13 protein-coding genes are annotated in these 14173 nt (G+C 61.6%); 5 read left to right on the plus strand and 8 right to left on the minus strand.

What is annotated here, in order from left to right; translation table 11 throughout:
• Positions 1-164: 164 nt before the first annotated feature.
• Genes ACQY47_RS17115 through creD form a run of 4 tightly spaced genes read left to right on the plus strand, consistent with a single transcriptional unit; the run spans position 165 to position 4185 of the window.
• Entirely contained in the window at positions 165-665 is a 501-nt protein-coding gene (locus tag ACQY47_RS17115; RefSeq protein ID WP_428550489.1) for an ATP-dependent zinc protease family protein, read from the plus strand.
• Between the two features lie 8 nt (positions 666-673).
• Entirely contained in the window at positions 674-1342 is a 669-nt protein-coding gene (creB, locus tag ACQY47_RS17120) for a two-component system response regulator CreB (protein ID WP_428550492.1), read from the plus strand.
• Positions 1342-2781 (plus strand): two-component system sensor histidine kinase CreC, encoded by a 1440-nt coding sequence (creC, locus tag ACQY47_RS17125; protein WP_428550495.1) that lies wholly within the window; start codon positions 1342-1344, stop codon positions 2779-2781. The genes creB and creC overlap by 1 nt, the downstream gene beginning before the upstream one ends.
• Positions 2782-2832: 51 nt before the next feature.
• The gene (creD, locus tag ACQY47_RS17130; RefSeq protein WP_099550394.1) at positions 2833-4185 is read left to right on the plus strand and encodes a cell envelope integrity protein CreD; all 1353 of its coding nucleotides are present in this window, start codon (positions 2833-2835) and stop codon (positions 4183-4185) included.
• A 237-nt stretch (positions 4186-4422) separates the two neighbouring features.
• On the opposite strand, the gene ACQY47_RS17135 is transcribed toward creD, so the two are convergent.
• The 8 genes from ACQY47_RS17135 to ACQY47_RS17170 form a co-directional block, all read right to left on the minus strand.
• Positions 4423-5052 (minus strand): glutathione S-transferase family protein, encoded by a 630-nt coding sequence (locus ACQY47_RS17135; protein ID WP_428550499.1) that lies wholly within the window; start codon positions 5050-5052, stop codon positions 4423-4425.
• A gap of 155 nt (positions 5053-5207) precedes the next feature.
• Complete coding sequence (locus tag ACQY47_RS17140) at positions 5208-5390, minus strand: hypothetical protein (RefSeq protein WP_170036884.1); 183 nt, start codon at positions 5388-5390, stop codon at positions 5208-5210.
• Complete coding sequence (locus ACQY47_RS17145) at positions 5387-6490, minus strand: PepSY-associated TM helix domain-containing protein (RefSeq protein WP_428550502.1); 1104 nt, start codon at positions 6488-6490, stop codon at positions 5387-5389. Before ACQY47_RS17145 ends, ACQY47_RS17140 begins: the two co-directional genes overlap by 4 nt.
• 62 nt (positions 6491-6552) lie before the next feature.
• Positions 6553-8982 (minus strand): TonB-dependent siderophore receptor, encoded by a 2430-nt coding sequence (locus ACQY47_RS17150; protein WP_428550505.1) that lies wholly within the window; start codon positions 8980-8982, stop codon positions 6553-6555.
• 206 nt (positions 8983-9188) lie between these two features.
• Complete coding sequence (locus ACQY47_RS17155; protein WP_428550508.1) at positions 9189-10151, minus strand: FecR domain-containing protein; 963 nt, start codon at positions 10149-10151, stop codon at positions 9189-9191.
• A complete protein-coding gene (locus ACQY47_RS17160) occupies positions 10148-10666 on the minus strand; it encodes an RNA polymerase sigma factor (protein WP_017138011.1) in 519 nt (172 codons plus the stop codon). Before ACQY47_RS17160 ends, ACQY47_RS17155 begins: the two co-directional genes overlap by 4 nt.
• Positions 10667-10810: 144 nt before the next feature.
• A complete protein-coding gene (locus ACQY47_RS17165; RefSeq protein WP_099550399.1) occupies positions 10811-11518 on the minus strand; it encodes a 3'-5' exonuclease in 708 nt (235 codons plus the stop codon).
• Positions 11515-13437: a putative nucleotidyltransferase substrate binding domain-containing protein gene (locus tag ACQY47_RS17170; protein ID WP_428550512.1), complete on the minus strand. Its 1923-nt coding sequence runs from the start codon at positions 13435-13437 to the stop codon at positions 11515-11517. The genes ACQY47_RS17165 and ACQY47_RS17170 overlap by 4 nt, the downstream gene beginning before the upstream one ends.
• 247 nt (positions 13438-13684) lie before the next feature.
• Here ACQY47_RS17170 and ACQY47_RS17175 point away from each other — a divergent pair, with 247 nt between their 5' ends.
• On the plus strand, positions 13685-14131 hold the full coding sequence (locus ACQY47_RS17175) for a response regulator (RefSeq protein ID WP_428550515.1): 447 nt from the start codon (positions 13685-13687) through the stop codon (positions 14129-14131).
• Positions 14132-14173 lie beyond the last annotated feature (42 nt).

Below are 14173 nucleotides of genomic sequence, written 5' to 3' on the forward strand. Positions count from 1 at the left end.
GATAAGCAAGCTGAGTCTAGAGGCCAAATCGCAAATTGCTGCACGAATGTGAGCTGACGCGGAGCATCCAGAGCTGCATTCCCACGCAGAGCGTGGGAACGATCTAACTAAACAACGCTTTTGCGGTCTAGAATCAGCCTACTTCTTTCCAAGGAAATCACTTCGTGAAACTGCTCCTTGCCTTGCTCGCCCTGGCTGCCGTGCCCGTCATGGCGGCCGAACCGACCCTCTACGGTCGCTACGAATACATCCAACTGCCGGAGATCGGCCAAACCTTCAAGGCCAAGATGGACACCGGCGCGCTGACGGCCTCGCTGTCGGCCCGCAACATCGAAACCTTCCAGCGCGATGGCGACGACTGGGTGCGCTTCCGCCTCGGCGGCAAGGACGCCAGCGACAAGGTCTATGAGCACAAAGTCTCGCGCATCAGCAAAATCAAAAGCCGCGCCGACGAGGACGATGACAAGGACGAAGCCACTGTGGCCAAGCGCCCGGTCATTGACCTGGAAATGTGCCTGGGCAACGTCAAGCGCACCGTGGAGGTCAACCTCACCGACCGCAGCAGCTTCAACTACCCGTTGCTGATCGGCGCCAAGGCCCTGCGTGACTTCGGCGCGGCGGTAAACCCGGCCCGTCGCTACACTGCCGACAAACCGGACTGCTGATTGAACCCATGCCGCACATCCTGATTGTCGAAGACGAAGCGGCGATAGCCGACACGCTGATCTTTGCCCTGCAAGGCGAGGGTTTTACCACCACCTGGCTGAGCCTTGGCCAGGAGGCGTTGGCCCATCAACGCCAGACGCCTGCCGATCTGATCATCCTCGACATCGGTTTGCCGGATATCAGCGGCTTTGAGACGTGCAAACAGCTGCGCCGCTTCAGTGAAGTGCCGGTGATGTTCCTCAGTGCGCGCGACGGCGAGATTGACCGGGTGGTGGGCCTGGAGATCGGCGCCGACGATTATGTGGTCAAGCCGTTCAGCCCACGGGAAGTGGCGGCGCGGGTTCGGGCGATTCTCAAACGCGTCAGCCCAGGTGCCGCGCCGGCCGTGTTTCAGGTCGACCTGGAGCGCATGCAGATCAGTTATCGCGGCCAGGCTTTGGGCCTTACGCGGCATGAATTTCGCCTGCTGCAAAGCTTGCTGGAGCAGCCCGAGCGGGTGTTCAGCCGCGAGCAATTGCTCGACGCGGTGGGCGTGCCGGCCGATGCCGGCTACGAGCGCAATATCGACAGCCATATCAAAAGCCTGCGCAGCAAACTGCGGAGCATTGCGGCGGATGCCGAGCCGATCCAGACCCATCGCGGCCTCGGCTACAGCTACAGCCCGAGCCACAGCTGATGCGCCTGGGGCTGCGGATCTTCCTGGTGTATGCGCTGTTTATCGGCCTCACCGGTTACTTTGTGCTCAACACCGTGATGAAGGAAATCCGCCCCGGCGTGCGCCAGTCCACCGAAGAAACCTTGGTGGACACGGCCAACCTGCTGGCTGAAATCCTGCGTCTTGACGTAAAAAATGGCACCCTCGGCCAAAGCCACTGGCCTGAGTTGCTCAAGGCCTACGGCAATCGCCAGCCCGGCGCGACCATCTGGGGCCTGCCGAAAAACCAGGTTAACCACCGCATCTACGTGACCGACGCCAACGGCATCGTGCTGCTCGATTCCACGGGCGAAGCGGTGGGGCAGGACTATTCACGGTGGAACGACGTGTACCTCACCTTGCGGGGTGAGTACGGCGCCCGTTCCACCCGCAGCGAGCTGGACGATCCCACTTCGTCGGTGATGCACGTGGGCGCGCCGATCCGCGACAACGGGCAAATCATCGGCGTGGTAACGGTGGCCAAGCCCAACAGCTCGTTGCAGCCTTATGTGGATCGCACCGAGAACCGCTTGCTCTGGTACGGCGCCGGGTTGGTGGTTTTGGGCCTGCTGTTGGGCGCATTGCTGTCGTGGTGGCTGAGTGTGGCGCTGCATCGGCTCACGGCGTATGCGCAGGCGGTGAGCGAAGGGCGCCGGGCCGAGTTGCCGCATTACCGTGGCGGCGAACTCAAACAGCTGTCCACCGCTGTGGAGCACATGCGCACGCAGCTGGAAGGCAAGGCCTACGTCGAGCATTACGTGCACACCCTGACCCACGAATTGAAAAGCCCGCTGGCCGCCATTCGCGGCGCGGCGGAATTGTTGCAGGGCGATATGAGCCGCGAGCAGCAGCAGCGTTTTATCGGCAATATCGACAGCGAAAGCGCGCGCTTGCAGCAGTTGATCGAGCGGCTGCTCAACCTGGCCCAGGTGGAGCAGCGCCAGGGTTTGGAAGAGCAGACCCGCATGCCGTTGGCGGCCTTGGTCGACGAGGTACTCAAGGCGCAATGTGCACGAATCGAAGGCGCCGGCCTGCAGGTCGAACAGACGATAGCGGCGGATGTGAAGGTGTTCGGTGAGCCTTTCCTGTTGCGCCAGGCGCTGGGCAACCTGCTCGATAACGCCTTGGACTTCACACCGCCCGGCGGCACCTTGCGATTCAGCGCACAGGCGCAGCATAACGACGTGCAGGTCAGCCTGTTCAATCAGGCTGCGCCGATTCCCGACTACGCTTTGCCGCGCTTGAGCGAGCGTTTCTACTCGTTGCCGCGCCCGATCAGCGGGCGCAAAAGCACCGGCCTGGGCCTCAATTTTGTCGAAGAAGTGATGAAGCTGCACGGCGGCGCATTGCAGATCGGCAATGTGCCAGGCGGCGTGCAGGTGGTGCTGCATCTCCACACAGTCTCCACAGTGCCCACATAAATCTCCCACAGGCGCGGTTCACGCTCTGCCCATCAAAACAGGGAGAGCCCCATGAACCGAAGCCTGCTGTTCAAACTTGGCGCCATTGCGCTGCTGATGCTGCTGTTGCTGATTCCACTGCTGATGATCAACGGCATCATCAGCGACCGCCAGCAACTGCGCGACGGCGTATTGATGGACATCGCCCGCAGCTCCAGCTACAGCCAACGCATTACCGGCCCGGTCATGGTGGTGCCGTATCGCAAGACCGTGCGCGAGTGGAAACTCAATGAAAAGCTCAACAAACGCTACGAGGAAACCCGTGAAGAGCGCGGCCGTCTGTATTTTTTGCCGGACCGCTTTGAACTCGACGGCAAGGTGCAAACCGAACTGCGCTCGCGTGGCATCTACCAGGCGCGACTGTTCCATGCAGACAACCGCATCAGTGGGCGTTTCGAGTTGCCAGCGCAGTTGGGCATTACAGAAAACTTTGCCGATTACCGTTTCGAGCCTGCGTTTCTGGCGGTGGGTATCAGCGATATTCGTGGCATCGAAAACGCCCTGAAGCTTGAGCTGGGCAGCCAGCGCCTGGCGTTCTCGCCAGGCTCGCAAGTGGACTGGTTGGGCGAGGGCGTGCATGTGACGCTGCCCGCGCAGGACAGCAAACAACCGAGCGTGGTGGACTTCGCTTTTGACCTGCGCCTGCAGGGCACCGAACAGTTGCAAGTGGTGCCGGTGGGCAAGACCAGCCAGGTGTCACTCGCGTCCAACTGGCCGCACCCCAGTTTTATCGGCAACTTCCTGCCGGCGCAGCGAGAGGTCACTGACAAGGGCTTCAGCGCCAATTGGCAGACTTCGTTTTTCTCCACCAACCTCGAACAAGCCCTGCAAACCTGCCTGGACCGCCAGGGCTGCGAAGACTTCACCAACCGCAGCTTTGGCGTGAACTTCATCGACCCGGTGGACCAGTACCTCAAGAGCGACCGCGCGATCAAATACGCGCTGCTGTTTATCGCCCTGACGTTTGCCGGTTTCTTCCTCTTCGAAGTACTGAAGAACCTCGCGGTACACCCGATTCAGTACGCGTTGGTGGGCTTCGCGTTGGCGTTCTTTTACCTGCTGCTGTTGTCGTTGTCCGAACACCTGGGCTTTGCGTTGGCCTACCTGATCTCGGCGAGTGCCTGTGTATTGTTGATCGGCTTTTATGTGTGCCATGTGCTGCGCAGTGTTGTGCATGGCCTGGGCTTTTCGGCGGGGTTGGCGGCGTTGTATGGCTTGTTGTACGGGCTGCTGAGCGCTGAAGATTACGCGCTGCTGATGGGCTCGCTGCTGCTGTTCGGGCTGCTGGGTACGGTGATGGTGCTGACGCGCAAACTGGATTGGTATGGCGTGGGCAAGCGCAAAGGTCGGGAGGTGGCGCAATGATTGGGTTGCGTGAAGATCAGCAGGTGTGCGCGCAATTGGTCGGAAAAATCAATGCGTTATTTTATGCGGCAAATGGGCTTTGTGTGGCGAGCGGGCTTGCCCCGCGCTGGGCTGCGCAGCAGCCCCATAACCTGCCACAGGGGCGTTTCTGGTACACCGCGTTTTGCTTGACTGGGGCCGCTTCGCGGCCCAACGCGGGGCAAGCCCGCTCGCCACAAGGGAGCGTATTTCACCCCGTTAGAGCGGTGGCTGAGTCTCCAGCATCGAAGGCCGTTGGCTGACCTCGGCATACCAGTCGGCGAGCTTGGGGTTGCTGGCGCGCCATTGCAGGTCGGGGTGGCGAAAATCCAGGTAACCCAGGGCACAGGCCACGCTGATGGCGGCGATGTCGAAGTGGCTGGCCAGTTCGGCAATTGCATCGGCTTCCAGCTCGGCGAGGGCGCGGTGGATCTTGTTGCGCTGGCCCTCCAGCCATTGGTCCCAGTGTTTTTCTACCGGGCGCATGGCGGTCTCGTAACGCACCAGCACGGCAGCATCCATGATGCCGTCGGCCATCGAGGCGAGGGTGAGGCGGCGCCAGCGGGCCGAGCCGTCACGCGGGATCAGCGGGTTGCCGACGTGCTGGTGGTCGAAGTAATCGAGGATCACCCGGCTGTCGTGCAGCACCGAGCCATCGGCCAGGCGCAGGGCCGGGATCTTGCCCACGGGGTTGTCCTGCACCACCTGTGCATCGGGGTTGACCGGCGTCGGCATGCAGCCATGCAGGGTCACACGACCTTGCTGGCCGGTCTCTAGCAGCAGCACGCGGACTTTGCGAACAAAGGGTGAAGCGGGGTTGTGAAACAAGGTCATGCTGGGCGCGGACATGGGCATTCCTCGGAAATGGCAGGGCTAGCCTAGTAGGATTGTGGTTGTTTTTGAAGGCCCTATCGCAGCGGTGCGACGACTCGACAAGCCAGCTCCCACACTTGACTGCTTACACACATCAACCTGTGGGAGCTGGCTTGCCTGCGATGAGGCCTTCAGCCACGCCGCTTAAGCAAGGCCCAAGCCCCAATTGCCGCCGGAATACCCAACCCCACCCAACTCAACGAATCCCACAGCCCGTCACCCAACAGCGCCGCAAACAACCCGGCAGCGCTGAGCAGGCCAATCCCCAGCGGAATGCCGAATACCTTCCAGAAACTCGATTGGCGCGGCTTCATGACTTGGCCGCCTTACGCCGCACAATCCACAGGTAAACACCGCTGCCCAACACGATGATGGTCAGCACATCCAGCACCGCCCAGAGGATCTTCATCGGCATGCCGCCATAGTCGCCAAAGTGCAGCGGCTGGGACATGCCCATGGCGTCCATGTACCACGGCCGTTCGGCGATGGCGGTGACGGCCAGGGTGCTGGCGTCGATCAGCACCGGCGTGAGCAGGTGTGAGGTCAGATGCGTGCTGCCCTTCATGAACACCGCGTAGTGGTGTTCGCTGGAAAAGCGCGTACCGGGGAAGGCGATAAAGTCCGGCTCCATGCCGGGCGCGGACTTGGCGGCGATGCTCAGCAGTTCGGTGGCCGGTGCGCGTTGGGTCAGCGGCGGCGCGTTTTTGTACGGCTCGATCATGGCGCTGAGGCTGTCCTGGCGCCAGGCGGCGATGATCAAATCGGCGCAGGCGCTGATCACGCCGGTGACACCCACCACCAGCGCCCAGGTCAGCGTGACCACGCCGATCAGGTTGTGCAGGTCGAGCCAGCGCAGACGGGTGGATTTGTCTTTACGCACGGTGGCGAACTTCAACCGGCGCATAAACGGCAGGTACAGCACCGTACCCGAGACAATTGCCACCACAAACAGAATGCCCATGAACGCCAGCAGCAACTTGCCTGGCAGCCCGGCGAACATATCCACGTGCAAGCGCAGCAGGAACAGGGTCAACCCGCCATTGGCCGCCGGGGTTTCCACGGCCTCACCGGTGCGCGCATCCAGCATGAAGGTGTGGGACGAGTTGGGCTCGGTGCCGGCCGTGGCAGCCATGATCGCGATCACACCGTTTTTGTCGTCTTCGTCCCACGCCAGGTACTGCATGGCCTCGCCGGGGCGATGAGCCTGGGCTTTGGCCACCAACTGCTCAAGGTTCAGCTGCGGCGTGTCGGCGGGCATCTGTGCCAGTTCCGGCTCGTTGCCCAGCAGGTGGTCGATCTCGTGGTGAAACACCAACGGCAGGCCGGTGAGGGCGAGCAGCAGCAGGAATACCGTGCAGATCAGGCAGGTCCAGGTGTGGATGAAGGACCAGCGGCGGATGGTTTTGCTTTTCATTTTCTAGCCTTCAGACACACCGAAGCCGCCCACAGGGGCGGCCCGGTTGTTAAGTCAGCCGATTACCACTGATAGGTGGCGCTGGCGACGACGCTACGTTGGTCGCCGAAGTAGCAGTAGGACCCGTCACACGTGGAGATGTAGTCCTTGTTGAACAGGTTGGTAGCGTTGAGTTTCACCGAGGCGCCTTTGAGGCTGTTATCAAGCCGGCCAAGGTCGTAATGCACGGCGCCGTCGAACACGGTGTAGGCGTTGGCCTTGCCCAGCCACGTGTTGCCTTGGTCACCGTAGGTGTTGCCGGTGTAGCGGGCGCCAAAGCCAATGCCAAAACCATCGAGCACGCCGTTGTGCCAGGTGTAGTCAGTCCACAGCGAGGCTTGCTGGTTGGGCATCAACTGCAGGCGGTTGCCTTCGAAGTTGCCTTTTTGCACTTCGGATTTGGCCAGGGTGTACGCGGCGATCACCTTAAGGTTTTCGGTCACGTCAGACACCGCTTCCAGCTCCAGGCCTTTGACTTTGACTTCGCCGGTCTGGTCGGTGACCGACTGGCCGCCTGCGCCGGTGCTGGTGACGAGCACGTTTTTCTGGGTCAGGTCATACACTGCCGCACTCAGCAAGGTGTTGGAGCCGGGCGGTTGGTATTTGATACCCAGTTCCCATTGCTTGCCTTCGGTGGGCTTGTACGACTGGAGTGGGTCGACGCTGGCGTTGCTGGCTGGTTGGAATGACTCGGCGTAGGACAGGTAGGGCACAAAGCCTGAGTCGAACACATAGCTCAGTGCTGCATTGCCACTGAAGTTCTTGCTACGGTCGGTATTGGTCGCATCGTTCTTATTGAAGTAGGTTGTGCCTTGATGCACCCAGTCCTCACGCCCGCCCACGGTCAGGCGCCATTTGTCCAAAGCCATCTGGTCTTGTGCATAGAGGCCGGTCTGCACGGTTTTCTGGTTGTAGTCGTAGTACGCGGTGGAGCGGGCCGGACGCACGACCGGCGTGGTGTTGACAGGGTTGAAGATGTTCACGCGCCCCGCGCTATCGTAGATCGACAGGTATGAGGTATCGGTGCGCTGGTGGTCCAGGCCCAGCAGCAAGGTGTGGGTGACGTCACCGGTAGCGAAGTCGGCCTGGAAGTTGTTGTCGACCGCGAATTGGCCAATGTTCTCGTCAACGTTGGTGGAGGTGCGGTCGATATTGCCGGCAGCGTCAACCGGATAGTAGGCATAGGCGCCGACTGTCAATTGCTGGAATGACAACTCCGACTTGGTGTAGCGCAGATTCTGCTTGAACTGCCAGGTATCGTTGAAACGATGCTCGAAGGCATAGCCCAACGCGTAGTAGGTGCGGTCGTAGTACTCGTAATCCGGGTCGCCCAGGTTTTTGTGGTGGGAGACTTTGCCCAGTGGAGAGTCGATTTTGGTGCCAACAATCGGCAAAAACTGGCTGGTGGCACCGGTATCGTCGCGGGTGAACTGCGACAGGAAAGTCAGCTTGGTATCCGGGTCGATATTCCAGGTCAGGCTCGGCGCGATGTTGTAGCGCTTGTTGTCGATATGATCGACTTGAGTGCCGGCATCGCGCACCACGCCGCTGATGCCATACAGAAACTGCCCTTCATCATCGATCTTGCCGGTGCTGGCGAAGTTGATCTGGCGGTAGTTGTCACTGCCGTATTGCACCTGGATGGCGCTGCTTTGTTCTGCGCTGGGACGGCGGCTGACCATGTCCAGCAGGCCGCCCGGCGGCGTTTGGCCGTAGACCGACGAGGCCGGGCCACGCAGCAGGGCGAGGCGGTCGAGGTTCCAGGTTTCGGCTTTGGGGTTGGCGTACACGCCGCGTGGCAGTGGCAGTCCGTCGAGGAATTGCGTGGGTTCGAAGCCGCGCACGCGCATCCAGTCATAGCGGGTGTCGCTGCCGTAGCTGGCGGACACGATGCCGGGCATGTATTTAACCGCGTCATCCAGGTTCTGGACGTTGCGGTCCTGCATCTGCTCGCGGGTGGCGACGGAGATCGAGCGCGGCGCTTCGACCAGCGCGGTGTCGGTCTTGGTGCCAGCGGCGGTGCGCTTGGCCAGGTAGCCGTCGACTGGCCCCCAGGCGCTTTCATCGCTGCCCTGGGCAATGATGCTGGTCTCTGGCAACGCCACGACACCTTCCGGGACAGGCACCAGCGTAAACGTCCCGGCACTGCTTTGCTCCAATTGCAACCCGGTGCCACGCAACGCCTCGCGCAACGCGGCCTGGGCATCGAATTGGCCTTTGACCGGTGCTGAGGTCTTGCCCGCTGCCAGCGAAGGGTTCAGCGTCAGGGCCAGGCCCGACTGGCTGGCGATCTGGTTCAGGGTGCTCGCCAATGGCGCAGCCGGCAGGTTGTAGGCGCGCACGTTGCTAGCCTGTTCGGCGGCGATCAGCGCGGTGCTCGTCAGCGGGGCGCTGAGGGCAATGGCCATGGCTAACAGGCTGGGGCGCAACAAGGTGTCTAGCGTGCGGGACATGGGGCGGCTCCTGAATGAAAATATTTCTCAATTGCCTAGGTGCCGGATGAGAATCAGAAAGTGATAGGGCTGGGTGAAAATATTTTTCTGAGGTGGCTTTGAGGGCCTCATCGCAGGCAAGCCAGCTCCCACCTTTAACGGTGTTCACAATTCCAAAGGTGGGAGCTGGCTTGCCTGCGAAGGCGATCGGCCAGGCACTGAAAAACCTAAGGCTTAGCCTTCACGGTCACCCACCACGGCGTGTGCTGCTCGATCTGCACCGGCAAGGTCGGCAGCAGGGCATTCAGCGCCAGGGTGGTGTCGTGCAGCGGGAAGCTGCCGGTGATGCGCAGGTCGGCCACGGCTTTATCCACGCCCAGGTAGCCGGTGCGGTAACGACTCAGTTCGGCAACCACATCGCCCAGGCGCGCGTTGTCGACCACCAGCATGCCGCGTGTCCAGGCGTCTGCGGCGGGTTCGACCACCCGCGCAGGGCCGAGGCCGTCGCTGCGCATCAGCACTTGTTGGCCTTGCTTGAAAATCTGCTCCTGATGCAGCGCCTCAGGCTGGGCGGCCACGGCAGACTGCAGCACGCTCAGGCGCGTGGCGTCGTCTTCGCGCCTGACGATAAACCGCGTGCCCAGGGCGCGCAGGCTGCCGTCGCGGGTTTGCACGTAGAACGGTCGGGCATCGTTGTGGCCGGTTTCGACCAGGATTTCGCCTTCCTGCAACACGATCAGCCGGCGTTTTTCATCGAAGCGCACGTCAATGGCGCTGTGGGTGTTGAGGTTGATCAGCGTGCCGTCGGCCAGCTTAAGCGTGCGTTGCTCGCCGGTAGCTGTGCGCTGGTCGGCCAGCCAATAGTGGATCGGCACGTAACGCTCACCGGTAAACAGCGCCAGGCCGATCACCAGCGCGATGCTGGCCAAACCGCCGCCCAACTTGCGCACGCGCTGGCGAATGCCTTGGCGTGACTGCAACAGCGCCGCCCGCGCCGGGCCAGAAGCTACGCTGAAACGCTGGTCGAGCATGCCCAGCTGACGCCAGGCGCGTGCGTGTTCTTCATCACTGGCCAGCCATTTGGCGAACTCTTCCTGTGCAACCAGGCTGCCGTCGCCTGAGCCCAGCGACAGTTGCCAGGCAATCGCCGCATCCAGCACACGGGCGGTGACCGGTTTGGAGCCTGTCACAGCGGCTCGCCATACAGTGCGATGTAGCACTGGCGAATGCCCTGGGCCAGGTACTGGCGCACACGTGGCACCGACACACCCAGGCGCTGGGCGATTTCGGCGTGGCCCAGGCCGTCGAGGCGGTTATAGAGGAAGGCAGCGCGGGCCTTGCTCGACAGCTTGCCGAGCAGGCGGTCGATGGCCTTGAGGTCTTCGAGGATCAGTTGCTGTGCTTCGGGCGAGGGGTGTTCGCTTTCCGGGATCAGCATCAGCTCGCTGAGGTACGCCTGCTCCAGCGCCGCGCGGCGGAAGTAGTCGAACAGCAAGCCTTTGGCGATGGCCACCAGGAACGCACGTGGCTCGCGCGGTTCGCGCAGCTCGTCCCGGCCCAGCAGGCGTATGAAGGTGTCCTGGCTCAAGTCTTCGGCGCGGCTCGGGCAGGCCACATTGCGTCGCAGCCACGCCAACAGCCAGCCACGATGGTCGCGATACAACGCGCCAACAAGCTCACTGTGTGGGGTTTGGACCGACGACAAGGCATCACCGAATAAACAAGGGGTTTAAACTAACGAGAATTATTCGCGATTGTGTCAGAGGCAGGGAGTGGGCGCAATTGGCGTCTGTCGGGCGATCGTTCCCACGCTCTGCGTGGTAATGCCTCCTGGGACGCTCAGCGTCCCCTAGAAAGAGGGCGCTTGTTTGCGACGTGTCCATTGGCTCAAGCGCTCTTGCAGCACCTGTGGGCTGTCGATTCCCTGTTGGCGCGCACGGCTGAACAGGATGAGCATCAGCTCTGCCGTGGCCAGCGCATCGGCGCTGGCGTGGTGGCGTTCGCCCACGTGCAACTTGAAGTGGTTGATCCAGTCGTCGAGCCCGGCCTCGCGAATATTCGCGTCGGGGCACAACAGCGGGGCGATGTCGGCTACATCGAGGAACGGATGGGCCAGCCGATAGCCCAGGCTGCTCTTAAGCGCCCGGCACAGCATGTGTTGGTCGAACGGCGCATGGAACGCCAGCAACGGGCTGTCGCCGACAAAGGCCATAAAATCCAGCAAGGCTTGCGCTGGGTCGCTGCCGGCGGCAATTGCACTGGGGCCGAGGCCATGGATCAGCACGCTGGGGCTGAGCTTGGTGTTGGGCTGTTGCAGGGTGCGTTCGAACATCTGCGAAAAATCCACCGCGCCATCCTCGATCACCACCGCGCCGATGGACAGCACTTGGTCGCGGTTGAGGTTCAGGCCGCTGGTTTCCAGGTCGACCACCACCCAGCGTTGGCTGCGTAACGACCCATCGCCCAGCAATGCGGGCTTGGGCAATTGTGCCAGTCGCTGCTGCTGAGCCGCGTCGAGCCCGGGCTTGTTCTTGCGCAGCCAACTGAACAGGCTCACAGCTGATACCGCAGCGTCAGGCTGCTTTGCAGGCGTTGGGCCTGGCGCAGGGATTCACGCAGGATGCGCCGGTCCAGGTGGTTGAGGCTGTCGGGGTCGACACGGTTGGAATACGGCAGGTTCTCGCGGGTTTGCAGCTGATGCTGCTGCATGCGGGTTTGCTGGATAAAGTGATACGCCTCCTCGTAGGCGGCGCCATCCAGCGGTTCGATGACCTCCTTGACCACCAGTTGGCGCAGGCGCTCCAAGGTATTGTTGGCGTGGATACCGTTGGCCAGGGCCAACAGGCGCGCGCCATCGACAAAGGGCGTAAGGCCCTGCACCTTGAGGTCGAGCGTGGCCTTTTCGGCGCCTTTGCGCGTCAGCACAAAGTCGCGGAAACGCCCGACCGGCGGGCGTTGGCGCAAGGCGTTCTCGGCCAGCATGCGTTGGAATAAGCGGTTATCGGCCACCTGATCCAGAATGCCCTGGCGCAGTTGCTCGCAACCGCGCTCGTCACCCCACACCACGCGCATATCGAAATAGATGCTCGACCCGAGCAGGTTTTCCGGCGTGGCTTCGCGGATAAAGGCACCAAAGCGCCGCGCCCATTCGGCCCGTGACAGGCACAGCTCGGGGTTGCCGGCCATGATATTGCCCTTGCACAGGCTGAAGCCGCACAACGCCAGGCTTTGGTTGATCTGCTGCGCCAGGGGCAGCAGGCGGCCGCGGATCTCGGCGGCTTCGGCGGCGTCCGTGGCCTCGAACAGGATGCCGTTGTCCTGGTCGGTAAACAGCGTTTGTTCGCGGCGCCCTTCGCTGCCGAAACACAGCCAGCTGAAGGGCACGCCAGGGTCGCCTTTGTCGGCCAGGGTCAGTTCGATCACCCGGCACACGGTGTGGTCGTTGAGCAGGGTAATGATGTGGGTGATCTGGGTGGACGACGCACCATGGGCCAGCATGCGTTCCACCAGTTGGCCGATCTCGCCGCGAATCACCACCAGGTTTTCCACCCGGGGCGCGTTGCGGATGGTGCGGGCCAGGTGCACCAGGTCGACCCGTTGCAGGGAAAACAGGTCGCGCTCGGACACCACGCCACACAGGCGCTGGTCTTTCACCAGGCACACGTGGGCGATATGCCGCTCGGTCATGGCGATGGCCGCGTCGAACGCGCTGTGGTCCGGGCTTAAAAAGAACGGTGCCTGGGTCATATGGCCGGCGATGGCTTGATTGAAATCGCCGGTGCCATCGGCGACCACCTGGCGCAGGTCGCGCAAGGTGAAAATCCCCAGCGGCGCCTTGTGCTCGTCGACGATCACGATGCTGCCCACTTGTTGCTCATGCATCAGTGTCACTGCCTCGCGCAGCGGCGTGGTCGGGCTGCAGGTGACCGGGTGGCGCATGGCCAATTCACCCAGGCGGGTGTTCAGCGAATACTGGGTGCCCAGGGTTTCCACGGCCTTTTGCTGCACCTGCTGGTTGACCTGATCCAACAGGCTGCTGACTCCGCGCAGGGCAAAATCGCGAAACGGGCTGGAAAGGGCGAACAGCTTGATAAACGCCGGCTTGTTCAGTTGCAGGCAGAAGGTGTCTTCGGCGGCTTTGTGCTCGGTGCGTGTCGCACGCTCACCCAGCAACGCGGCAAGAGGGAAGCACTCGCCGGTAGTGATCTCGAAGGTGGCTTGCGTCGAGTCCGGCCGCTCGCCGACTACGCGGCCCTGCTTGACGATATAGAAGTGCTCCACCGGCCCGCCGGACGGTTTGAGAATGCTGTCGCCGGGGCCGTAGAAACGCAGCTGGCACTGTTCGACCAAGAACGCCAGGTGGGCGTTTTCCATCTGGTTGAACGGTGGGAAGCGTTGCAGGAATTGCAGGGTGCCGTGGATGTTCTGCAACACGGCGGTTTTTCCCGCGTGCGTGAAAGCATCAGCTTTACTCATAACAGTGACCGCAGTTTTTTTGTCGTTATCGTCCTGCATGGTCGACTCCCGCGCGGCGGGTGCCCATTGGACGTAAGTCTAGGTCTGGGCAAAACCATTCACGACTAGGGAAAAACCTTACATGACTATCGTCCAAACCCCGTAGAACGCCCACTAGGCAAACTTTCCGACGAAGTGCACATTGTTCGCCCTTCCGCAGATGTCTGACGAGTGTGCTGGGAGATTGAATAGAACTGCTGAGAAACGTATGTCCGACCACGATATTTTGAGTGATGCCGAGCGCGAGGCGCTGAGCGCCGTAATGCTGGAGCCCGATCTGCCGCCACAACGGGTGTTAATTGTCGACGACGACAAGGACGCACGTGAACTGCTGGCAGAAATCCTGGGTCTGGACGGCATTCGCTGCATGACCGCTGACAGTGGCGAGACAGCGTGGGATTTGTTGAAGTCCAGCAGCTCCATCGGTTTGTTGATCACCGATTTGCGCATGGCGCCCAGCAACGGCCTGCAATTGATTCGCAAGGTGCGCGATTCAACCCGTGCGGCGTTGCCGATCATCATCATGTCCGGGGACGCGGAAGCGCCGGATGTGATTGATGCGATGCATTTGAGCGTGGTGGATTTTTTGCTCAAACCGATTGATAGCGTGAAGTTGGCGAAGATGGTCAAGCGGGAATTGGGGATGGCGCAGTAATTACCGCTGGTCGGTCTGTTGTCATACCTGTCAACTTTAACA

The sequence above is a fragment of the Pseudomonas edaphica genome, assembly GCF_965277385.1.
Classification (GTDB): Bacteria; Pseudomonadota; Gammaproteobacteria; order Pseudomonadales; family Pseudomonadaceae; genus Aquipseudomonas; species Aquipseudomonas edaphica.